Source organism: Streptomyces cyaneochromogenes (genome assembly GCF_003963535.1).
In the GTDB taxonomy this organism is placed as follows: domain Bacteria; phylum Actinomycetota; class Actinomycetes; order Streptomycetales; family Streptomycetaceae; genus Streptomyces; species Streptomyces shaanxiensis.
This window is the reverse complement of the sequence record NZ_CP034539.1, coordinates 1,049,511-1,071,585: the sequence shown is the minus strand read 5'-3', so window position 1 is coordinate 1,071,585 and position 22,075 is coordinate 1,049,511. Positions and strand designations below refer to the sequence as shown.

The 22,075-nt window shown below is 71.4% G+C and carries 22 protein-coding genes; 3 read left to right on the top strand and 19 right to left on the bottom strand.

The features are described 5' to 3' along the window. Positions 1–11 precede the first annotated feature (11 nt). The 9 genes from EJ357_RS04570 to EJ357_RS49085 form a co-directional block, all read right to left on the bottom strand. Positions 12–1,010, bottom strand: a complete 999-nt coding sequence (locus EJ357_RS04570; protein WP_126388851.1) for an LLM class flavin-dependent oxidoreductase — start codon at positions 1,008–1,010, stop codon at positions 12–14. A 34-nt stretch (positions 1,011–1,044) separates the two neighbouring features. Continuing rightward, positions 1,045–2,430: an FAD-binding oxidoreductase gene (locus tag EJ357_RS04565; protein WP_126388849.1), complete on the bottom strand. Its 1,386-nt coding sequence runs from the start codon at positions 2,428–2,430 to the stop codon at positions 1,045–1,047. 130 nt (positions 2,431–2,560) lie between these two features. Continuing rightward, positions 2,561–4,246, bottom strand: a complete 1,686-nt coding sequence (locus EJ357_RS04560) for a LuxR C-terminal-related transcriptional regulator (RefSeq protein ID WP_126388847.1) — start codon at positions 4,244–4,246, stop codon at positions 2,561–2,563. A gap of 81 nt (positions 4,247–4,327) precedes the next feature. Continuing rightward, a complete protein-coding gene (locus EJ357_RS04555; RefSeq protein WP_126388845.1) occupies positions 4,328–5,509 on the bottom strand; it encodes a GTP-binding protein in 1,182 nt (393 codons plus the stop codon). A gap of 5 nt (positions 5,510–5,514) precedes the next feature. Beyond that, positions 5,515–5,685 (bottom strand): 50S ribosomal protein L32, encoded by a 171-nt coding sequence (gene rpmF / locus EJ357_RS04550; protein ID WP_003996023.1) that lies wholly within the window; start codon positions 5,683–5,685, stop codon positions 5,515–5,517. A 115-nt stretch (positions 5,686–5,800) separates the two neighbouring features. After that, positions 5,801–6,208: a (2Fe-2S) ferredoxin domain-containing protein gene (locus EJ357_RS04545; protein ID WP_126388843.1), complete on the bottom strand. Its 408-nt coding sequence runs from the start codon at positions 6,206–6,208 to the stop codon at positions 5,801–5,803. Positions 6,209–6,222: 14 nt separating this feature from the next. Beyond that, entirely contained in the window at positions 6,223–7,827 is a 1,605-nt protein-coding gene (locus EJ357_RS04540; RefSeq protein WP_126388841.1) for a solute symporter family protein, read from the bottom strand. Next, on the bottom strand, positions 7,821–8,303 hold the full coding sequence (locus EJ357_RS04535; RefSeq protein WP_126388839.1) for a DUF485 domain-containing protein: 483 nt from the start codon (positions 8,301–8,303) through the stop codon (positions 7,821–7,823). The genes EJ357_RS04540 and EJ357_RS04535 overlap by 7 nt, the downstream gene beginning before the upstream one ends. A 612-nt stretch (positions 8,304–8,915) precedes the next feature. Beyond that, positions 8,916–9,113 carry a hypothetical protein gene (locus EJ357_RS49085; protein WP_267132842.1) on the bottom strand — a complete coding sequence of 66 codons (198 nt, stop codon included), beginning with the start codon at positions 9,111–9,113 and terminating at the stop codon, positions 8,916–8,918. A 164-nt stretch (positions 9,114–9,277) separates the two neighbouring features. Here EJ357_RS49085 and EJ357_RS04525 point away from each other — a divergent pair, with 164 nt between their 5' ends. Then, positions 9,278–9,769, top strand: coding sequence for a phosphatase domain-containing protein (locus tag EJ357_RS04525; protein WP_126388837.1), 492 nt, complete (start codon positions 9,278–9,280; stop codon positions 9,767–9,769). An 82-nt stretch (positions 9,770–9,851) separates the two neighbouring features. On the opposite strand, the gene EJ357_RS04520 is transcribed toward EJ357_RS04525, so the two are convergent. From EJ357_RS04520 to egtA, 5 genes are all read right to left on the bottom strand, one after another. Beyond that, complete coding sequence (locus EJ357_RS04520) at positions 9,852–10,067, bottom strand: dodecin (protein WP_126388835.1); 216 nt, start codon at positions 10,065–10,067, stop codon at positions 9,852–9,854. A 90-nt stretch (positions 10,068–10,157) separates the two neighbouring features. Beyond that, positions 10,158–11,120: an L-histidine N(alpha)-methyltransferase gene (egtD, locus tag EJ357_RS04515; protein WP_126388833.1), complete on the bottom strand. Its 963-nt coding sequence runs from the start codon at positions 11,118–11,120 to the stop codon at positions 10,158–10,160. After that, on the bottom strand, positions 11,117–11,914 hold the full coding sequence (egtC, locus tag EJ357_RS04510; RefSeq protein ID WP_126388831.1) for an ergothioneine biosynthesis protein EgtC: 798 nt from the start codon (positions 11,912–11,914) through the stop codon (positions 11,117–11,119). The genes egtD and egtC overlap by 4 nt, the downstream gene beginning before the upstream one ends. Next, complete coding sequence (egtB, locus tag EJ357_RS04505) at positions 11,914–13,230, bottom strand: ergothioneine biosynthesis protein EgtB (RefSeq protein WP_126388829.1); 1,317 nt, start codon at positions 13,228–13,230, stop codon at positions 11,914–11,916. The genes egtC and egtB overlap by 1 nt, the downstream gene beginning before the upstream one ends. Then, positions 13,227–14,531: an ergothioneine biosynthesis glutamate--cysteine ligase EgtA gene (gene egtA / locus EJ357_RS04500; protein ID WP_126388828.1), complete on the bottom strand. Its 1,305-nt coding sequence runs from the start codon at positions 14,529–14,531 to the stop codon at positions 13,227–13,229. The genes egtB and egtA overlap by 4 nt, the downstream gene beginning before the upstream one ends. Before the next feature lie 323 nt (positions 14,532–14,854). On the opposite strand from egtA, the gene EJ357_RS04495 reads away from it, so the two are divergent. Next, positions 14,855–15,679, top strand: a complete 825-nt coding sequence (locus EJ357_RS04495) for a TIGR02452 family protein (RefSeq protein ID WP_175647311.1) — start codon at positions 14,855–14,857, stop codon at positions 15,677–15,679. A gap of 3 nt (positions 15,680–15,682) precedes the next feature. Here the strand turns inward: EJ357_RS04495 and EJ357_RS04490 are convergent, their stop codons facing one another. The 4 genes from EJ357_RS04490 to EJ357_RS04475 all read right to left on the bottom strand — a co-directional run bounded on the left by EJ357_RS04490 (position 15,683) and on the right by EJ357_RS04475 (position 19,627). Next, a complete protein-coding gene (locus tag EJ357_RS04490) occupies positions 15,683–16,129 on the bottom strand; it encodes a type II toxin-antitoxin system PemK/MazF family toxin (RefSeq protein WP_126388824.1) in 447 nt (148 codons plus the stop codon). An 84-nt stretch (positions 16,130–16,213) separates the two neighbouring features. After that, positions 16,214–17,683: an SPFH domain-containing protein gene (locus tag EJ357_RS04485; protein WP_126388822.1), complete on the bottom strand. Its 1,470-nt coding sequence runs from the start codon at positions 17,681–17,683 to the stop codon at positions 16,214–16,216. A gap of 134 nt (positions 17,684–17,817) precedes the next feature. Further along, positions 17,818–18,036, bottom strand: a complete 219-nt coding sequence (locus EJ357_RS04480) for a hypothetical protein (RefSeq protein ID WP_175647310.1) — start codon at positions 18,034–18,036, stop codon at positions 17,818–17,820. A 166-nt stretch (positions 18,037–18,202) separates the two neighbouring features. Then, entirely contained in the window at positions 18,203–19,627 is a 1,425-nt protein-coding gene (locus tag EJ357_RS04475) for an amidase (protein ID WP_126388820.1), read from the bottom strand. Between the two features lie 249 nt (positions 19,628–19,876). On the opposite strand from EJ357_RS04475, the gene EJ357_RS04470 reads away from it, so the two are divergent. After that, the gene (locus EJ357_RS04470; protein WP_126388818.1) at positions 19,877–21,265 is read left to right on the top strand and encodes a glycoside hydrolase family 43 protein; all 1,389 of its coding nucleotides are present in this window, start codon (positions 19,877–19,879) and stop codon (positions 21,263–21,265) included. A gap of 205 nt (positions 21,266–21,470) precedes the next feature. Here the strand turns inward: EJ357_RS04470 and EJ357_RS04465 are convergent, their stop codons facing one another. Beyond that, positions 21,471–21,893 carry a CBS domain-containing protein gene (locus tag EJ357_RS04465; protein WP_126388816.1) on the bottom strand — a complete coding sequence of 141 codons (423 nt, stop codon included), beginning with the start codon at positions 21,891–21,893 and terminating at the stop codon, positions 21,471–21,473. Between the last annotated feature and the right edge of the window lie 182 nt (positions 21,894–22,075).

The following is a 22,075-nucleotide window of genomic DNA, read 5'->3' as shown; positions in this document are numbered from 1 at the left end:
GCTCGCCCGGGTCACCTCGTGATGATCCGGGCGAGCCTCCGGTACGAGTCCACCAGTGCCGCACGGTCGTACGTACTGGTCGTGACCAGCACCTCCTGCGCCCCCGTCTCCTTGAGCACCGTCTCCAGCTCGTGAGCGACCTGCTCGTCGGTGCCGGCGATGTGGCCGGTGAGCCCGCTCTCGTAGAACCCGCGCTCCTTGGCGGTCATCGTGAGCGACTCCACGCGCTCGGCGGGTGGCAGCGGCGGGAAGGTGCCGTGCGTGCGCGAGTAGGCCATCGACCAGGCTTCGGGCAGGAGCAGCCGCCGGGCCTCCTCGGGCGTCGCGGCCACCGCGATCGTGCCGGAGATCATGACGTACGGCTCATTCGCCCAGGGCGAGGGCCGGAAGTGCGCGCGATAGTGGTCGATCCCGCGCTGCATCTTCTCCCGGCTCCTGAGGTCCCCGATGACCATCGGCAGTCCCGCGCGGGCCGCGATGTCCGCGCCCTCGCCCATGGCCAGCACAAACGGCGGCACCGTCAGGCCCTCGGCGGGCCGCGCGTGCACCCCCGTGGCCGACGTGCCCCGGAACCAGCCGAGCAGCTCCTGGATCTGCGCCGCGAAGTCCTCAGCGTCCCCCTTGTCCCGGCCGAGCGCCTTGCGCACCCCGTCCGTGAAGCCGACGGAGCGCCCGATCCCCATGTCGACACGGCCGGGGAAGAGGGACTCCAGCACCCCGAACTGCTCGGCCACGACCAGCGGTTGGTGGTTGGGCAGCATCACGCCGCCGGTGCCGACCCGGATCGTGCGGGTCGCGGACGCCACGGCGGCGGCCAGCACGGTCGGGGCGGAACCGGCGACGCCGGGTACGCCGTGGTGCTCCGAGACCCAGAGGCGGTGGTAGCCCAGCTCCTCCAGCTCCTGTGCCAGCGTCACGGTGTCGCGCAGTGCCTCGGCGTCGGTACGGCCCTCCCGGGTCCGGGAGCGGTCGAGGACGGAGAAGCGGGTCGTCGCGATCACGGAGCTCATATGGGGTTCAACAACGCCGCCGCCGCAGGATTCCTCAGGGCGCGATGTTGTGGTTCAGGCGGAACAGGTTGCCCGGGTCGTAGCGCCGTTTCAGGGCGGTCAGACGCGGGTGGTTGCCGCGGTAGTTGGCCTGCACGCGGTACTGATCGTCGCCGTCGATGAAGTTGACGTAACCGCCCTCCATGGAGTGCGGTTCGAGGGCCTGGTTGAAGCCGCGCACCCAGCCCTTCTGGTCCTCGCATTCCGCCCGTGTGGTGAACGTCCCGCTGAGGGCGATCGAGTAGTCGGCGTCCCGGTAGGAGAAGGCGGTCTCCTCCGGTCCGACGCGGCGGCACGCGCCGTCGAGGGGATAGACGACCGTCACGCTCTGGATGGAGGGAGTGGTGCCGCCGTGTTCCACGAAGGCGTCGATCGCGCCGTCCGACATGCCGTGCGTGAATGTGCCCTTCCAGTAGTGGTAGAGCCCTGCGGGCACCAGGTCGTCGAACAGGGTGTTGATCACCGGGTAGGGCATGCGTTCCAGGTGCCGGCCCAGCACCGGTCCGAGCGCGGCGACCCGCTCCCGGACCCGGTCGTCCTCGTCCTCCGGCCCGGTCCAGCAGGCGATCACGCCGCACAGCGGCCGGCCGTGCCAGCGCTCGGGCAGGAAGGGCACCGGCGGACCGAGCCCGACGACGAGCAGGGCGCCGAGGTCGTAGTCCGCCTCGTCGACGAGCTCCCGGTAGCGGCGGATCACATCGCCGTCGAGCGGGAAGAAGGTCGGTCCGCCCAGGACGTCCGCGACGGGGTGCAGCCGGTACGCGAAGGACGTGACGACCCCGAAGTTCCCGCCGCCTCCGCGCATCGCCCACATCAGGTCGCTGTTCTGCTCGTCCGTGCAGGTCAGGAAGGCTCCGTCGGCCGTCACCAGGTCCGCCGAGACCAGGTTGTCGCACGCCAGACCGCAGCGGCGCATCAGATAGCCCATGCCGCCGCCCGTGGTCAGGCCGCCCACACCGGTGGTGGAGACGACTCCCCCCGTGGTGGCCAGCCCGAACGCGTGTGTGGCGTGGTTGACGTCCGCCCAGGTGCAGCCGCCCTCGACCCATGCCGTACGGCTGTCGGGGTCGACGCGGATGCCGCGCATCAGGGCGAGGTCGAGGACGACCCCGCCGTCGCACGTCCCGTAGCCCGGGACGCTGTGGCTGCCGCCGCGCACGGCGAGCGCCAGGCCCTGGTCGCGGGCGAAGTCCACCGTGGCGATGACATCGCCCGCGTCGACCGCTCGCACGATGATCGCGGGCCGCCTGTCGTGCATCGCGTTGTAGACCCTGCGGGCCTCGTCGTAACCCTGGTCGCCGGGTTCGACGATGTCGCCGCGCACGGCCCCGCGCAGCCGCTCCAGCAGCTGGTGGTCGAAGGTCGGTGTGTAGGTGGTCATGGCAGCCACCGGCTTTCCGCTCCTGGTGGGGAAGGGACACACCACTGGTGTACGCGCGCGGCGGGGGCGCGTTCATCGCCGGAATCGCCCATCCCCGCGCGGACGGCATGGGCGAAACGGCCCATGCGCCTCACGCGAGTCCCTGCCGGTAGGCGTACGCCGTCGCCGCCGCCCGCGAGGACACGTCGAGCTTGGCGAAGATGTTGTTGAGGTGCCGGGCGACGGTGTGCTCGCTGATGACGAGCTCCGCCGCGATGGCCCGGTTCGTGCGGCCCGCGGCGACCAGCCGCAGCACCTGGATCTCCCGCTCGGTGAGCCCGCCCGGCCGCCGTCGGCGCACATCCGCGAGCAGGGCCGCCGCCCGGCGCGCGTCGGGTACGGCACCGAGCTGCCGGAAGGCCTGCTCCGCGGCCCGCAGCTCCATCCGGGCACCCTCGACGTCCCCGGCGGCACGGTCGGCCGCGGCAAGGGTCATCCGCACCTGGGCCGCCTCGTACGGCACCCGGAGCTCCAGCCACAGCGCCAGCGACCGGCGCAGCAGGGGCAGCGCGCGGTCGAGGTCCCGCGCGGCGAAGGCCACCGCGCCGCAGGCCGCCGAGGCACTCGCGTGCAGCAGGGTCGCCTCCGAACCGCACCGCCGCTGCCAGTCGAGGGCCAGGGACCGAAGCTCCTCGGCCGCCGCGCGCGCCTCGGCCGTCCGGCCCAGCGCCAGTGACACCTCCACCTGGGCCGCGAGCAGCCTGCACCGCTCCAGGCCGCCGCCCCGCGGCTCGCCCTCCGCCCCGCTCGTGAGGGCGAGACGCAGGGCCGCGGCCGAGGCGTCGGCCTTCCCCTGGGCCAGCCGCAGCAGGGCGAGACCGGGGTGCGGGTCACGGCCGAGTTCGTGGGTGCGGTCGTACGACTCCTCGGCGGCGGCGAGCTCTCCGCGCCGCCGCTGGATCTGGCCGACCAGATAGACCGCCTCGGCGGCCGTCCGCCGCTCGTACGGCAGCAGTTCCGCGCGGGTCCGCTCGGCCTCGGTCAGCGCCTCGGGCCAGTTGCCGCGCAGCTCCAGCACCTGGACCCGGTGCACCCGGCACAGTCCGCGGTAGTTGTTCTCCTCCGGCATGGTCGCGCACCACCGCATGGCCGCGTCGGTCCATTCGGCGGCGCGTTCGAGATCGATGCACGCCATGGCCTGCTGAAGGCCCAGGCAGTAGGTCCAGCCGGTGAAGAAGGAGCTGAGCTCACCCGCCATGGCCGAGCACATGGCGTCATCCAGCAGGTCGAGTCCGTCACGCAGCCGCCCTTGGGAAACCAGGACACCCGCCTGCGCCTGCACGCTCATGGCCAGCAGATCCGGGCTGCCGCAGCGCCGGGCGATCCCCGCCATGCGCCGGGCCGCGGCCATGGCCTCGTCGAACGCACCGCGCTCCTGGGCGTCCTCGGCATCCATCCAGGCGAGGTAACACTGCTCGACGCACTCCGGCTCGCCCCGCAGATGCCGCCGCGCCCGGCGCAGCCAGCCGGCGGCCAGGGCGGTGCGTCCCGCGAGCTGGTGCTCGTAGCAGAGCAGCCAGGCCATGTGCCCGGCCTGCCGGTCCGCGCCCTCGGCCACGTATCCGGAATAGGCCCGCATCCGCTGGACGATCGACTCCTCGATACGGCTCGTCCACCATGCGGCGTCGGCGAACGCGGCGCAGTCGTCGGGGGTGAGACAGCCGGCGTCCAGACTGCCGAGCAGCCGGTACGCCGTGGCCCACGCCTCACCGGCGGCGGCGTCCCTGGCCTGTCGCAAGGTGTGCGCGGCCGCCCTGTCGATCGTCCGCTCGGTCACCCGCGGCTCCCTTCTCGCGCTCTGCGAGCAGGACCGGCCCCTCACCAGAATAGGCAGGCGAGCGGGCCGGGCGCCGGGGAGTCAGGGAGCGGACGGCTGGAGCGGTCCCGTGTGCTCGTGGTCGCAGGTGTCGTCGATGCCGTACGTGTCCCAGGCCGGGAACGGGTCGGCGGCCGGAAGGTCCTCGCCGTCCGCCATCAGGCAGTCGGCAAGGGCGGTCTGCAGGGCCTCCGCGTGCAGATGAGTGCCGATGAAGACCAGCTCCTGTGCGTACGGCGCCTCGGTGTCCCGCGCGGCGCTGGGCTCGAAGCGGGCGACGGAACCGGCCTGCGACCACAGCCCCGTCACCTGGGGGCGGCTGGCGAGGGTGAAGAACCCCTTGGAGCGCAGCACCTTGCCGTACGTGCCGCTGTCGAGCTCCTCCGTGACGAACGTCCACAACCGCCCGGGGTGGAAGGGGAGTTCGGCGCGGAAGACGGTGGACGAGATCCCGTACTCCTCGGTCTCGGGGACGTGGTCGCCGTTGAGCTCCCGTACCCAGCCGGGTGCCTGCTGGGCGCGCTCCAGGTCGAACAGCCGCGTGCCGAGCACCTCTTGGAGCGCGACGTGTCCCTGTACGGCGTCGACGACCCGCGCGGCGGGGTTGAGCCGGCCCAGTACCGCCCGCAGCCGGACCGCGGTCTCGTCGTCGACCAGGTCCAGCTTGTTGAGCACGATGACGTCCGCGAACTCGACCTGGTCGACGAGGAGATCGCTGACGGTGCGCTCGTCGTCCTCGTACTGGTCGAGGCCGCGCTCGGCGAGTTCGTCGCCGCTGTCCAGCTCGGACAGGAAGTTCGCGGCGTCGACGACCGTGACCATGGTGTCCAGCAGGGCGAGGTCGCCGAGGGTGGCTCCGTCGTCGCGGGCGAAGGCGAAGGTGGCGGCGACCGGCATGGGTTCGGAGATGCCGGACGACTCGATGAGGAGATGGTCGAATCGGCCCTCGCGGGCGAGTCGGTCGACCTCCTCGAGCAGGTCGTCGCGCAGGGTGCAGCAGATGCAGCCGTTGGTCATCTCGACCAGGCGTTCCTCGGTCCGCGACAGCGCGGCCTCGCCGCCCCGCACCAGCGCGGCGTCGATGTTGACCTCGCTCATGTCATTGACGATGACCGCCACACGCAGCCCCTCGCGGTTCGCCAGGACATGGTTGAGCAGGGTCGTCTTGCCCGCCCCGAGGAAGCCGGACAGGACGGTGACGGGCAGACGGCGGTCGTACGGCATCCCGGTCAGCCCTCGGGGCGCAGCAGCCCGCGCTCGTAGGCCTTGACCAGGTGCTGCGGCACGAGATGGCTGACTCCGTCGATGGTGACGGGCACGAGCTGCGGTGTGCTCGCCTTCCACTGGGCGCGGCGGTGGCGGGTGTTGCTGCGGGACATCTTCCGCTTGGGGACAGCCATGACGGACCTCCTCGGTGGGTGAACACCGAGGACGCTACATGAAAATGGATCCCATTAACAATTGGCCCGGGGGCCTGGCGGGGCCGTGGTGGGGCCGGCGGTGGAGCGCCCGGGCTCAGCGACGTGACCGCACCCGTGCGTCCCGCGGCGGCGCGATGAACTGCAACTCCAGTGTGACGGGCGGCTCCGCGAGGCCCGGTCCGCCCGCGGCCGCCCATCGCACGACCTCCTCCGTGGAGTCGTCGTCCATGGCGAAGCCCACCCAGGTGGGCCGCCCGCCGGCCCGTCGCCCCGCGGCCGACGGCTGGACGACGATCACGTTGGCCTGGTCGCAGGGGCCGAGGCAGTCGGTCGTACGGACCTGGAAACCGTGCTCGGCCCCGGCGGCGCGCAGCCGCTCCAGTTGCCAGACGTGATCGGTGCCGGGGTGCTTGGCGGGACTGCCGCAGCAGCAGCCCCGGCAGACGACGAGCGTGCAAGGGCGCTCGCGGGCGGCGCCGATCAGAAACGTACGGGTAGGCATGACAGAAGCATGTCCTACTCCTTCGCACCCACCAGCATCCGCACCTCGAACTCCTCGTAGGCGGCCTCCTCCTGTGGTTCCTGGCGGCTGCTCAGCACGCTGCCGAGCCAGCCGAGGAGGAAGCCCGCCGGGATGGAGACGATGCCCGGGTTCTGCAACGGGAACCAGGCGAAGTCGGAGCCCGGGTAGAACGAGCCCGGCGCGGAGGAGACGACGGGCGAGAACAGGACCAGCAGGACCGAGCAGATCAGGCCGCCCCAGAGGCTGAGCAGCGCTCCCTCGCCGGTGAAGCGGCGCCAGAACAGGGTGTACACGATCGTCGGGAGGATCGCGGACGCCGCGATGGCGAAGGCGAGGAAGGCGAGCGTCGCGGTGTTGGCGCCCCAGGAGACGAGGGCGAGCATCATGGCGAGGATGCCGATGACGGCCGCGGACAGCCGGGCGACGGTCAGTTCCTCGGTCTCGCTCGCGCGGCCCTTGCGGATCACCTCGCCGTACAGGTCGTGGGCGAGGGATGTGGCGGCGGCGAGGACGAGACCGGCCGCGACCGCGAGCAGCGTGACGAAGGCCAGGCAGGACAGCAGGGCCGTGAGGATGCCGCCGCCGAGGGCGTTGGCCAGCAACAGGACGGCGGAGTCGCCCTTGTGGTCCGTCTCCGCGATGGTCTCCCGGCCGACGACGGCCGTGGCGCCGAGGCCCAGGACGCCGGCCGCGAGGCAGACCAGGCCGACCAGGCCCACCGCCCACACGACGGAGGAGCGCAGGACGTCGATCTTGCGCGGGGCGAGCAGTCGCATGAGTACGTGGGGGAGTGCGGCGAGGCCGAGGACGATCGCCAGTTCCAGGCTGAAGAAGTCGAGCTTGCTGGTCGTGCTGACGCCGTAGCGCAGTCCGGGTTCGAGGAACTGTGTGCCGGTGCCGCTGTTGTTCGCGGCCGCGGACAGCAGGGCGTCGGGGTTCCAGTCGTAGTGGTGGAGCACCATGACCGCGGTGACCGTCACGCCCGCCACCAGCATCACGGCCTTGATGATCTGGATGACCGTGGCGCCGGGCGCGCCGCCGATGGCGGCGTACACGATGACGATGGTGCCGATCACCACCACGCACAGGGTGCGGGTCGCGGCGCTGGGTTCGCCCGTGAACTGGGTCAACAGGGCCATGCTGCCGACGAGTTGGGCCACCAGGTACAGGGTCGTGATGACCAGGGTGCACACGGCCAGGGCGAGGCGGGCCGGGCGCTGGAGCCCGGTCAGGCGCAGGGCCAGTGTGTCGCCCAGGGTGAACCTGCCCGCCCGGCGCAGGGGTTCGGCGATGAGCAGCAGCACCATCATCCAGGCGACGACCGTGCCGCCGAGGTACAGCAGCCCGTCGTACCCGTTGAGGGCGACCAGGCCGGTGCTGCCCAGCAGGGTCGCGGCGGACAGGTAGTCGCCGCACATGGCGAGGCCGTTGCGCAGCGGGGACATCGTGCGGTTGCCGAGGTAGAACTCGCTGAGCTCGTCGCGCTGAGGGGCCGTCAGCAGCGCCATGAACAGCGTGACCACGACCACCGACAGGAACAGCACGAACGTCAGGTTCAGGCTGAACCGGTCGACGATGCCTTCGGACACGGTCACCACGTGCGGTACCCCCTGGAGCCGGGCGGGACGGTCTGCCCGGCATCGGCGCGGGACGCGGCGGTGCGGAGCGAGTGGGCTTCGTGCTGGTCCAGTCGTGAACCGAGGCCACGGGCCAGTGGGTCGACCCGGGAGCGCATGTGGCGGACGTAGCACCAGGAGGTCACGGCCATCACGAGGAACTGCCCGAGGCCCAGCGCGAGACCGAGGGTGAGGTGGCCGACCAGGCGCTGGTTCATCAGGCCGGGGACGGAATGCGACAGAAGCACGTACAACAGGAAACCGCCGACCGAGAGGACCGTCGCCCTGACCCCGAACCTGCGCTGGGCGCGGCGCAGTGAGTGGAATTCGGGATCCTCGGATATGCGCTGGGTGGGCGCTGGTTCATTATTCGGGGGACTGTATGTGAAAGAATTGTCGTGCCAAGGTGAAAACTCGGGCACAGGCGCACCTTCTTTGCTGCGGCATGCCGGGGACATACGGGGGCGCGGACATTGTGTCTGGGGAGGTGGTGAGCGGCTGTGAAGCCAGAAGCCGGAGTATGGCAGCGGGCTCTTTGAAGAATCAACCGCCGGGGTGAATAGCCGTACTCCTATGGCGCATTCACGTCCCCCGCGATCCTTTCCCGACCTTGCGTGGCCTGCGAAAAGGGGCTTCCCGGAAATAGTCCGGACCATTGGTTTCGGCCGGACTGTCTCAAACATGACCCGCGCGGGGCGGCTCGGCCGGAGCGCGGGCCCGTGATCGCGCCCGGGTCGGTGCCGAGTACCGACGACGCGTCCCAAGTTCCGCCCAGGTTCCAAGAGTTGCCGGTCGCCACCGTCCCCGAACCGACGGCGGCCGCGCGTGCGTCGGCGACGGACAGATTGGCGGTGAGGGTGGCGGTGCCGCCCGCCACGTCGGCGTCGAAGCCGGATTGCCGTTGTCCGTGACGCCGTGCGCCGCGTTCTTGAACGCGATCGTATGGCGAAGGACGTGGCCCACTGCCGGGGCGGGGCTGCCGCCGCCCATCTTGAAACCGGTTCCGTCGCCCGAGAAGTCCGGGAAGTTCCAGCGGTTGTAGCCGTTGCCGTACGCGATGGTGTTCTCGATCAGAATCGGCGAGGTGAACTTCCGCGATTGCCGTATGTGTCCAAGTCGAGGATCTGGTTGTTGCTGGACGATCCCTGGAGCTGGAAGCCGGACTCGTAAATGTCGTGCGTGGACAGCCGGGAGAAGACGTTGTTGTCGCTGACGGCGTACGTGCCGCCGCGTACGGCGATGACATCGCCGGGCTTCGCCAGGTCCACGCCCCGCTGCACGGTCCGCAGCGGCCGGGCCGGGGTGGCCGGCGCCGAGTCGCAGCCGTGTGCCCATGGGGCCTCCCGCCTCCGCCTGCGTGCCCTGTCGCACAGCAGTGGCCGCCCGGCGCGCGAAGGTTGCCGGGGTGCGCGGCCCGTCTAGGGTGAGGCGTGTGACCGACAGCAGCGCACGCCCCCTCGCCGTGTTCGACCTGGACAACACCCTCGCCGACACGGCACACCGGCAGCATTTCCTGGAGCGCAAGCCCCGCGACTGGGACGCCTTCTTCGCGGCCGCCCCGCAGGACCCGCCCCTCATGGAGGGCATCGCGCTGGCGCTGGAGTGCGCGAAGGAGTGCGAGGTCCGCTATCTGACCGGGCGGCCCGAGCGCTGCCGGCGCGACACGCTCGACTGGCTCGCCGCGCACAAACTGCCCGAAGGACGTGTGCACATGCGGCGCAACGACGACCGCCGGCCCGCCCGGCGTACCAAGCTGGAGACCCTGCGCCGCCTCGCCCGCACCCGGGACATCCGGGTGCTCGTGGACGACGACGAGCTGGTCTGCGAGGACGCCGAACGGGCCGGCTTCTCCGTCGTACGGGCGCGCTGGACCGCCCCGTCCGCCGCGCTGAAGGTGGCGCAGGAGCAGGAGGGGCGGACCTGAGGGCCGGGTCGGCTGTCCGGCGGGACCGGGAGGGCCGCCCGGCAGGAGTGCAGGAGTGGACGGGGGGCGGACGTTCCCCGTCCTACTCGGCGTCCTCAAGGCGGAAGCCGACCTTCATGGTCACCTGCCAGTGTGCGATGTCCCCGTTGTCGAGCTGGCCGCGGACCTCGACCACCTCGAACCAGTCCAGATTGCGCAGGGTCTGCGAGGCGCGCGTGATGCCGTTGCGAATGGCCTGGTCCACGCCCTCGGGCGAAGTACCGACGATGTCCGTGACCCGGTAGGTGTGGTTCGACATGGGGTGCTCCTCTCCCGTGACTCCACCGTGGCGGCTTCGTCACACGTCACTCCACCGTGCCCCAAGGCGGCACATCGCGCGAGCCGTCCGTCACCGCGCCACGCTCAGTGACAGCGCGAAGCGGGCCGCACCGTCCGTCCACCAGTGCGCCAGTTCCAGCCCGGCCGCCGACAGTTCCGCGCCCACACCCTCCTTCCGGAACTTCGCCGACACCTCGGTGCGCATCTCCTCGCCCGCCGCGAAGTCCACGGCGAGGTCGAGCGCGGGCACCTTCACCGTCTGCGCGGTCAGCGAGCGCAGCCGCATCTCGATCCACTCGTTGCGGGTGTCCCACAGCGCCACGTGGTCGAAGGCGCCGGGATCGAAGTCGGCGCCCAACTCGCGGTTGATCACGGCCAGGACGTTCTTGTTGAAGGCGGCCGTCACTCCGGCCGCGTCGTCGTACGCCTCGACCAGGACCTTCTCGTCCTTCACCAGGTCCGTCCCGAGCAGCAGCGCGTCACCGGGGGCGAGCAGACCGCGCGCCGAGGCGAGGAACGCCGCGCGCTCGGCCGGCAGCAGATTGCCGATCGTGCCGCCGAGGAACGCCACCAGCCGGGGCCCCGGCGTGTCCGGCAGGGCCATCCCGCGGGTGAAGTCGGCTATCAGGGCATGCACGTCCAGCCCCGGCCGCTCCTCGACGAGCGCCTGCCCGGCCTGCGTGAGCGCACTCTCGCTGACGTCGACCGGCACGTACGTGTGCAGCCCGGCCAGCGCGTCGATCAGGTACCGCGTCTTCTCCGAGGAGCCGGAGCCCAGCTCGACCAGGGTGCGGGCGCCGGTGGCCGCGGCGATCTCGCCGGCCCGGTCGACGAGGATCTCGCGCTCCGCGCGGGTCGGGTAGTACTCGGGCAACTCGGTGATCTGCTCGAACAGTTCGCTGCCCTGCGCGTCGTAGAACCACTTCGGCGGAAGCGTCTTGGGCGTGCCCGTCAGGCCCTTCAGGACATCGGCGCGCAGTGCGGCGTCCGTGGCGTCCTCGGGCAGGGTGCGGGTGAGGAGGAACGGACTCACGTGCTGGGCTCCTTCGGTCGTGCGGGTGAGGGTGGAGTCGCGTCGCTCGGTTCCTTGAGCGGGGTGAGCAGTACGTCGGTGCGGCCGGCCGCCAGCAGGGTGCGGTCGGGGACCTCCTGCCAGTGCGGGTCGTCGTCGTAGGGCTCGGAGGCCACGACGGTGCCGCCGCCGGGCCGGGTCAGATACCAGAGGGTGTCGCCCCAGGCCGTCGCGGTGATGGTCTCGCCGTTGGTGAGCAGCAGGTTGAGCCGGGAGCCCGGGGCCGCCTCGGCGACCTCCAGGACCGTGTCGGCCAGCGCCTGCGCCTCGTCGTCACCGCCGCGCAGTCGCGCCAGGACCAGCGCCCAGACCAGCGCCGAGTCGTTGCGCGCCTCCAGCGACAGCAGGTCCACGGCGGGCAGGCTCGGGACGAGCGGCGCGAGCGAGTCGGGCCAGCCCTTCACGGCGCCGTTGTGGCTGAAAAGCCAGGGACCCGCGGCGAAAGGCGCCGCCGCGGCCTCCCCGTCGGCGCCCGCCACCGTCGCGTCCCGTACGGCGGCGAGCAGCGCGGTGCTGCGCACCGCCCGGGCCAGGTCGGCGAAGGACAGGTCCGCCCAGATGGGCCCGGCCCGGCGGTACCGCGCCGGCACCGGGTCCCCCTCGGCGTACCAACCGACCCCGAAACCATCGGCGTTGACGGTCCCGTACCGCTGCCGCCGAGGCGCCCACGACTGGCGGTACAGCCCGTGCGCGGGCTCCACGAGGAGCCGGCCGAGCGGCTCCTCGGGGCCCAGATACGCCAGATGACGGCACATCAGACGTCTCCCGAACGGGCGGTACGGAACCCGGAGAAGATCTGCCGCCGGATCGGGTAGTCCCAGTTGCGGAAGGTGCCCCGGCAGGCGACCGCGTCCACCGCGAACGAACCGCCGCGCAGCACCTTGTACTCGGGGCCGAAGAACACCTCCGAGTACTCCTTGTACGGGAACGCCTGGAAACCCGGGTACGGCGCGAAGTCGCTCGCCGTCCACTCCCACACGTCACCGATCAGCTGCCGTACGCCGAGCGGCGACTCACCCTCGGGGTAGCTGCCGGCCGGCGCCGGGCGCAGGTGACGCTGGCCGAGGTTGGCGTGCTCGGGCTCCGGATCGGCGTCGCCCCACGGGTAGCGCATCGAGCGGTCGCCCGCCGGGTCGTGCCGGGCCGCCTTCTCCCACTCGGCCTCGGTGGGCAGCCGGCGTCCGGCCCAGCGGGCGTAGGCGTCGGCCTCGTACCAGCACACGTGCAGGACGGGCTCGTCGGGCGGTACGACCTCGGTGACGCCGAAGCGGCGGCGCAGCCACTGCTTGCCGTCCCGGCGCCAGAACAGCGGGGCGTGGAGGGAGTGCTGCCGGACGTGCGCCCAGCCCTCCGGCGTCCACCAGCGGTCGTCGTCGTAGCCGCCGTCCGCGATGAACGCCTGGTACGCGGCGTTCGTCACCGGGGTCGTGTCGATGTAGAACGCCGGCACCTCGCGCCGGTGCGCCGGGCGTTCGTTGTCCAGCGCCCACGGTTCGGTGGAGGTGCCCATGGTGAACGGGCCGCCGGGCACCAGCACTTCGGACGGTCCCGTGACCAGGGGCGCCGGTTCCGGGTCCGGGGCGTGCAGGGCCTGCGGGCCCTTGCGGAGCTGATGTGTGATCAGCATCGTCTCGTCGTGCTGCTGCTCGTGCTGCGCGATCATCCCGAAGGCGAAGCCCGCCTCGGTCAGCCGTGTCCCGTGGAACGCGGTGCTCTCCAGCAGGTCAAGGACGCGGCCGCGCACCTCGGCCGCGTAGTGCCGGGCCTCGGCCGGCGGCAGCAGCGGCAGCGAGGGGCGTTCGGCCCGGGGATGCTCGAAGGCGTCGTAGATGCCGTCGATCTCGGGCCGTATCGCCTCCCGTCCGGCGACCGTCCTGAGCAGCCACTGCTCCTCCTGGTTGCCGATGTGCGCGAGGTCCCACACCAGCGGGGACATCAGCGGCGAGTGCTGGGCGGTGAGGTCGGGGTCCTCGACGCAGGAAGTCAGCAGGCTCGTCCGGGCACGGGCGGTGGTGAGGGTGGTCAAAGCCCGCTCGCGGAGGGTGTCGACGTCGTGGGCGGGGTCGGTCATGTCCGGTCGTCCTTCCCGTGCAGGGTGCGGTCCGTGCCGTAGAGCTCGTCCAGCAGGTCGTCGGCGGGGCAGCGGCCCCTGACGACATAGCGGTCGTGGTACGCCGCCACGGCGTCCCTGACCTCGGCCGTCGCCCCCAGCCGGGGCAGCGCCTCCAGGGCCGCCGCGAAGCACTCCAGGGCGACTTCGTGCAGTTCGGGGTCGGCGAGACCGCATCTGGCCGCGTCGATCCACAGCGGATTGTGCGGCGCGGGCAGCGACAGGGCGCGCTCGGCCAGCGGCTTCACCGCGCGGTAGGCGGTCTCGGCGGCCTTCGCGTCGTCGAAGAGCGCGGCGGTCACGGCGAGCGGCACGATCCAGCCGTCCTCGCCGGGCTGCGCGTCGATCATGCGCAGCTCCAGGTGGCCACGCGGTCTGACCGGCGGGAACAGCGTCGTGAGGTGGTAGTCGAGGTCCTCGTGCGTGGGCGTTCTGGGCACCCCTGACCTGGTCCACTCCCGGAACGACAGCCCGTCCGGGACGTCCCACGGGCCGCCGTCGCGCCGTACGCACATCACCGGCGAGTCCAGCACGTGCCGCGCCCAGGCGGCCCGCGGATCGCCGTCCAGCGGGGGTGCGCCCGCGCGGCCCGCGCCGATCTCCATCCACAGCAGCTGCCGGGTGGAGAGCCAGCCGGTGGGCTCGCGCCCGGCGAGCGGGGAGTTGGCGAAGGCGGCGACCAGCACCGCGCCGAGCTGGTGCGCCAGCCACCAGCGGCGCCCGTGCCCGAGCGGGCCGGGCTCCTCGTATCCGGCGTCCAGGCAGACCTGCACGGAGGCCGAGGTGCACATCATGGCGCGGCCGGCCGGGCCCGCGCGGTCCAGGGACGCCTCCATGGCGTCGTAGCGCGGCTCACGCAGGAACCGGCGGGGCGAGTGCCAGGGATCGTTGCCGAGGCCGACCAGACCGAGATCGTGCCCGCGCAGTACCGCGCGGACGGCGTCGAGGTCGGCGGAAACGGTACCGATGCACTCCATCAGCGAGGTGGCGGGCGGGGAGCTCAGCTCCAGCTGACCGCCGGGTTCGACGGTGAGCGCCGACCTCAGAGGCACGGTCCGTAGTGCGGCGTAGGCCGCTTCGAGTCGTTCGGGTGTGACGGGGAGCTGCGGGCCGCGCAGCTCGTGGACGAGCCATTCCACTTCGACCCCGAGGGTGCGGGGCGGGCCGGTCTTGAAGCAGATGCCCCTGACCAGGGCTTCCACCTCGGGTTCGGTGACTGCGGTGCGGGGCTGCTCCGTACAGTCACTCACCGAATCTGACATGTCGGGATCCTCCTGAGAGTCCACGATGCCGCCCGGCCCGGATCTTGTGGGCGGGCCGGCACACTCGTCCCACCCAAGACCCTCGCGCCGCTTCGCACAAGGGTGCGTACCGGCACGTTCCGGGTCGGTAACCTCTGCTCTCCAGGCGTTCGCAGGGGCTTTCCCGGTCGTTTCTCGATCGGCTGTGGGGCTCGGGAAACTCTGTTGCACCGCATGACCAGCATCGCTCAGGATGCCGGTGTGAGCACGACGGGGGAGATTACGACGGAGGCCGCGCGAGGCCGCCGCGGTCGCACGGGCATGGCGCGCACGGGGGTGGCGCCATGAGCGCGCGTCTGCGCGGCCTCGCGCAGCAGACGGAACAGATCGTCGCGGCGGGCGGGTACCGCGCGCCGGACGGCCACGAGGTCTCCCTCGCGGCGGCGATCGAGGCCGCACGGGACGGTACCCGGATGGTCGGGCCGGACCCGGTGCCGGTGCCGGAGATTTCCGCGGCGGAGACGTTCTTCGAGGTCACGGGCGAGAGCAGCCTGGAAGTCGCACGTCGCCTCGGCGGCGACACCGCCGTGCTGAACTTCGCCTCGGCCCGCAACCCGGGCGGTGGTTACCTGAACGGCGCCCAGGCCCAGGAAGAGGCCCTGTGTCGCGGCTCGGCGCTGTACACCTGCCTGCTCCAGGCCCGTGAGTTCTACGACCACCACCGCGCCCACCGCGACCCGTTCTACACGGACCGTGTCATTCACTCACCCGGCGTGCCCGTCTTCCGCGACGACCGCGGCCGTCTGCTGGACGAGCCGTACACCGCGGGCTTCCTGACCGCCGCCGCGCCGAACGCGGGAGTCGTCCGGCGTACGACGCCGCAGCGCACGGCCGAGCTGCCGCAGGCGCTCGCGGCACGCGCCGAGCGGGTGCTGGAGACGGCCGCGGCGCACGGGTACCGGCGGCTGGTGCTGGGCGCGTGGGGCTGCGGGGTGTTCCAGAACGACCCGGCGCAGGTGGCGGGCGCGTTCCGGGCGCTGCTCGGGCCCGGCGGGCGGTTCGCCGGGGCGTTCGAGCACGTGGTGTTCGGGATCCTGGACCGCACGCCGGACAGCGCGGTGCGCGCGGCTTTCGCTCGGGCTTTTCCGGAGCGTCAGCCGCAGCGGTAGAGATCAGGTCCAGCCGTAGCGCTCGTGCAGCCGGTGCCTGACCAGGTTGAACCGCCCGCGGTCCAGGGCGCAGGCCTCCCGGCGCATGCCCTGCTCGTGCAGGCGGAGGATGCGGTCCACGTCGACCCAGGAGTCGCGGCCCGTCCGGTCCCACGGCCCGCTGCCGATCCCGACCCATTCACGATCCCCGTCATGCCGCTTGCTGGAGAGCTGCACGGCCAGGAAGGTCCCGGCGGCCTCCCGGGCCACCACGAGCACGGGGCGGTCCTTGCCCCGCCCGTCGTTCTCCTCGAAGGGCACCCAGGTCCAGACGATCTCCCCGGGGTCCGGGTCGCCGTCGTGGGCGGGGGAGTACTCGGTGCGCACCTTGCCGACCGCGCGGGGGTCGGCTTCGGTGGTGGCGGTGCGGCCGTGGCGGCCGGGGGCGTTCTCGTCGGTGTACGTGCTCACGGGGGCACCTTAGGGGCTGCCCCCGTGAGTTGTGCGTGAAGGTCCCTGGTTACGCGTGAAGGGTTGCTGGTTACGCGTGAAGGGTCACTTCTCGCCCATCGGCACCTTCTGAGCGAGCCCGCCCAGCGGCGAGGTCTCCTTCGGTGCCTGCCCGTTCTGGTTCATCGACGCCAGCAACTGCCGGGCCAGTCCCAGACCCGTACCGCCCATGGTGAGCGCCTTGGCGAACATGTCCGCCATGCCGTCGGCGCCGTTGAGCAGCACCATGTTGTCGACGTTTCCGAAGGCGGAGGCTCCGGCCCGGACGATCTCCGGCCAGTTCTCGGCCAGTTGCTGGGCGACCACGGCCTCCTGGTTGTCGGCCAGGGCGGCGGCGCGGGCCTTGATCGCCTCGGCCTCCGCGAGGCCCTTCGCCTTCGTCGCCTCGGCCTGTGCGAGACCCTTGGCCTGCGCGGCGGCGGCCTCCGCCTCACCGGTGGCCCGGGTCGCCGCGGCTGTCGCGGCACCGCGAGTCTTCGTCGCCTCGGCCTCGGCACCCGCGGCCGTCTTGACCCGGGTCGCCTCGGCGGCGGCCGACAACTCCGTCTCCTTCGCCTTGGCCTGCGCCGCCGAGATCCGGGCGTCGCGCTCGGCCTCGGCCAGCGTGCGCTTCTCGTAGGCCTGCGCGTCCGCCGGTTTGCGGACGTCCGCCTGGAGTTGCTGCTCGCGCCGGTGTGCTTCCAGCTCGGCGACCCGGGTCTCCTGGACGACGACCTCCTGCCGGGCGGCCGCGTCGGCCAGCGGACCGGCCTGCCGGGCCCTGGCGCCCGCCTTGTCGCGCTCGGCCTGGTAGCCGGCCTGCAGGATCTCGCTGTCCCGGGTCGCCTCGGCCATCCGTGCGAACGACTGCTGCTCCGCCTCCGTGGCCAGCCGGTTCGCCTCCGCCTGCGCGATACGCGCGTCCCGCTGGACGGCCGCCGCGTGCGGCATCGCCAGGTTCTGGATGTATCCGGTCGGGTCCTCGATCTCGTGGATCTGCAAGGAGTCGACGATGAGTCCCAGCTTCTCCATCTCCGTACCGCACGCCGCCCGGGTCTGCCCGGTGAGCTTCTCCCGGTCGCGGATCATGTCCTCGACCGTCAATCCGCCGACGATGGACCGCAGATGACCGGCGAAGACGTTGTGCACCCGCTCCGACATCAGCTTCTGCTGGTCCAGGAAACGGCGGGCGGCATTCGCGATCGACACGAAGTCGTCGCCCACCTTGAAGATGACCACGCCCCGCACCTTCAGCGGAATGCCCTGATGGGTCACGCAGTCCACCTGCAACTCGGTCTCGTTCAGGTCGAGCGACAGCTTGCGCACCGCCTGCACACCGGGCAGCACCAGCGTGCCGCGCCCGGTGACGATACGGAAGCCCATGCCCTCCTCGAGGCCCTCCGTGCGGTGCTTGGAACCGGAGATGATGAGAGCCTCGTTCGGCTCGGCGACCCGCCACATCATCTTGAACACACCGATCAGCACGAGAACGGCCACTACCGCCGCCCCCGCCACGACGCCGACGACCATCGGCATACGCCCCCTTTGCCTGGTGCCCTTTCGGCACCGAACGCAACGGAGTGTGCGCCCGTGCGACGCCCCGGTACAGACGCCGGCGGATCCTTGCCGAAACCTTGACGCGGACGGCTCTCACCTGCGCCCGAGCAGGCTCAACTGTCGTACGCGGCCTGGACGTAGACGGTCCTCGGCGGCTGGTACTCCACCACCATCACCACCGTGCCCCGCTCGATGCGGTCCGAGCCGGTGGCCGGATAGGCGAGGAAGTGCTCGGCGCCGCCGCGCACCCGGACGATCACCTCGCCGACCAGTCCCGGCCCGATCGTCCCCGTGACCCGCCCCATGAGCCCGACCATCGACGCATCGCCCATGGTCACAGCGTAGGGCCTGGGCGGGGGAGTTGGCGGGGAAGCCGACGGACGCCGGCACCGCCCCCAGGAACTCCGGTGCCGCCCCAGGAAAGACGGTGCCGCCCTAGGAACCCGGTGCCGCCACCCAGAGAGTCCGGTGCTGCCCCCCAGAGAGTCCGGTGCCGCCTTAGACGACCGCGGTGGGTGCCGTCTCGTCCTGCTGCGGCGGCCACAGTTCGTGCCAGCGCAGCTCGGCCTCCAGCTGGGCGGCAAGCGAGATCAGCAGGGGCTCGCTGTTCGCCGGTCCGAGCAACTGGGCCCCCACGGGCAGACCGGCCACGAAACCGGCGGGGACGTTGACGCCGGGCCAGCCCAGCACGTTCCAGGGCCAGGCGTAAGGGCACGCGGCGATCATCGCGCGGTCGGTGGCGAACCCGCCGAGTTCGAGCATCGCGCCGACTCGGGGCGGGGGAGCGGCCGTTGTGGGGGCGAGGACGACGTCGTACGACTCGTAGAACGCGCCGATACGACGGTGCAGGGCCGCCTCCGCGCGCCGCGCCACGCGCAGCGGGGCCCCGCCGAGGAGCCGGCCAAGCCGGGCGGCGCTGCGGGTGCGCGGGTCGAGCAGTGCCGGAAAGGGCACCTCGCTCGCCCACTCGGCGATACCGGCCGTCGCGCGCGGGATGAAGGTGAGCCCGATCTGGCCGTACGGCGGATCGGCCTCCTCTACGACATGCCCCAACGCGCTCAGTTTCTCGGCGAGTTGGACGACCCGGGCCCGCACCTCCGGTTGCAGGCGTGCGGGCAGGGCGGTGAACGGCGGCTTGAGGGAGAGCGCGATGCGCAGCCGCCCGGGGTCGCGGCCGACCGCCTGCGAGGCGTCGATCGAGGGCGGCCGGTGCGGGTCGAGGTCGTGGTTGCCGGCGGCCGCGTCCAACAGGAGGGCGGCGTCGGTCACCGTGCGGGCGAGGGTGCCGTTGACGGTGATGCCCTGGAACGACTCGCCGCGCGGCCAGGTCGAGATGCGGCCGCGCTGCGGCTTGATGCCGATGAGGTGGGTCCAGGACGCGGGGATCCGCACCGAGCCGGCGCCGTCCGAGCCGAGCGCGGCCGGGACGAGTCCGGAGGCGACGGCGGCCGCCGAACCGCCGGACGAGCCACCGGGGGTGTGCTCCGGGTGCCACGGATTGCGGGTCGCGCCGAAGGCGGGCCCCTCGGTGAACGGCCACTGCCCCAGCTCGCAGGTGTTGGTCTTGCCGACGATCACCGCTCCGGCCGCGCGCAGTCGCCGTACCGCCTCGCCGTCCTCGGCGACCGGCGGGAACTCGCCGCCGCACCCGAACGCCGTCGGCTCGCCCGCCACGTTCATGTCGTCCTTGACCGCGACCGGCACGCCCAGCAGCGGCCGGCGCACGCCTGCGGCGAGTTCCTTGTCCGCGGCCTCGGCCTCGGCGAGGGCGGCCTCCGTCCGGACCACCCGGAAGGCGTTGAGAGACCCCTGGGTCGCCTCGATCCGCGCCAGCGCCTGGGCGACCAGCGCCCGCGAGGTCACCTCCCCGTCGGCCAGCGCACGGGCGGACTCGGCAAGGCCTACGGCACGGTCGGACGTCATACGGGGCACCTCCGGGGACGACGCTGTCACCATGATGTCTACCGAACGGTAACCTTCTTGGAGCCGTGGTGGAACGGTTTCGCCGGGCGCGGCCCGTGGTTCACCACAGGTTTCTCTCAGGTCTCGCTTCCTCATGCGTAAACCATTGACGTGTCTGGGTCCCACCCCTACCTTCTGATCGAATTTCCGAACCGCGTTCGATATTCCGAACTTGTTTGAAAGTCCCTTGAACCGTAGGGAGAGCCGCACGTGACCAGACGTCCCCACACCCCGTCCCGCCGCGCCCTGCTGCGCGCGATGGCCGCCGTGCCCGCCTCGGCACTGATCCTGGGCGAGGCCCCCGGCCTGCTCGGCACGGCACTGGCGGCCGCACCGCCGAGCGGCTCTGCCACCCGCTACACCATCGTGCCGTTCCTGAACAGCAACGACGGGACCGTGAACGTCTATCAGTCGGACGACGCCACCGACTTCCGCCTGGCCAAGGCCTCCGCCTACACGCCGCCGAGCAACCGCATCCGCGACGCCAGCATCTTCAAGCACACCAACGGCTACTACTACATCACCTACACGACCCACACCTGGCAGGACACCAGCACCACCATCGGCTTCGCCCGCAGCTCCGACCGGGTCAACTGGACGTTCCTGTACGACTACACGGTCCCGATCACCAACCTCTCCCGAGCCTGGGCGCCGGAATGGTTCGTGGACAGCGACGGCAGCGTGAACGTCATCGTGTCCTGCTCGACCACCAACGACGAGTGGATCTTCACCCCGTACCTGCTCAAGGCCACGAACTCCGCGCTGACGGCCTGGAGTTCACCGGTCGCGCTGTCCGGCATCGGCACGAACCACATCGACACCTTCATCGTGAAGATCGGCTCCACCTACCACGCCTTCACGAAGAACGAGACGACGAAGTACATCGAGTACGCGACCGCGTCGAACCTCACCGGCCCCTACACGATCTCCCGCACCGGCAACTGGGCGGGCTGGGGCAGCTACCGCGAGGGCCCCGCGCTCGTCCAGCTCGACAACGGCGGCTGGCGGCTCTTCTTCGACGGCTACGGCGACGGCACCTACTACTACAGCGACAGCTACGACACCTTCGCCACCTGGTCCGCCCCGGCCGCCCTGCCCGCCGTCTCGGGCACGGCCCGTCACTTCACGGTCATCAAGGAGACGGTCTCCGGCGGCCCGACCCTCGCGAAGAACGTCACCCGTTCCTTCCAGTCGGCCAACTACTCCACCCGCTACTGGCAGGCGCAGTCCTCCCTGCTCAACCTCCCGGTGGTGACCGGCTCCAGCACGACCGCCGAGAAGCAGGCCGCGACGTTCACGGTCGTGGCCGGCCTCGCGGACGCGAACGGCTACTCCTTCCGCGACGCCTCCGGCCGCTATCTGCGCCACTGGGACTTCCGGGCCCGCTTCGACACCAACGACGGGACCTCGACCTTCGCCAAGGACGCCACGTTCGTCGCCCGCACCGGAACGGCGAGCGGCTCGATCCGCTTCGAGTCGTACAACTACCCCGGGTACTACCTGCGGCACTACAACTACGAGCTGCGAGTGGAACGGTCGAACGGGACGGACTTGTTCCGCCAGGACAGTTCGTTCGTGCCGGTGACGGCCTGGGGCTGAGCTGCGGCCCCTCTGGCCTGGGACGTTGCGTTGGACCCTGTGTGCGCTCGTCGTCGCGGGGGTCGCCGCCCACGCTTCGTACGTGTGTCAGCGGGGGTCCGCTCTGCAGGGCGGAGCGGACCCGGTATTTGGCGGAGACCGACGTGGCGACTGAAGAATCGCTGCCCACGGCGACCTGGCGCTTCGTCACGGGGGCGTTGGCCGTTCAGCGGTTGGGCTCGGCGGCGCTGATGTCGCCGAGAGCCGAGTCGGGATCGCGCTCGATGGCCAGGTCACCGATGGCGACGATGCCCACCGCGTGATCTCCTTCGTCGACGACGGGGACACGCCGCACGGAATGCTCACGCATCACGTGCACGGCGAGGGCCAGGTCGTCGTCGGGGCCGACGGTGACCAGGTCCTCGCTGCATGCGTTGGCCACGGTCGTCTGGCCCGGATCGCCGCCTTCAGCCACCGCGCGCACCACCAGGTCACGGTCACTGACCAGCCCGCGTAGCCGATCGCCCTCGGTGACCAGAACGGCGCCGATGTTCTCGTCTCGCATGATCCGGGCCACCGCCGTCACTGAGGTCTGCGGTTCGACGGTCACCGGGTCGGCCGTCATGACGTCGCGGACATGTTGAGTCATGGCAACATCCCTCCGTCAGAGCCGGGCGGTGCCGTTCACCGCCGTGCGGCCACCGAGTACCCGCAGGCGACCGTCGGGCACCGTCCCGGAAGCCTTGATGGCTGGCGCCCCGCGTTCCGGGTACGCCAAGAGGCGCCCGCTCGGTGCGCGCCGCAGGCAGGCTTGGGCCTGCGAAGACCGAG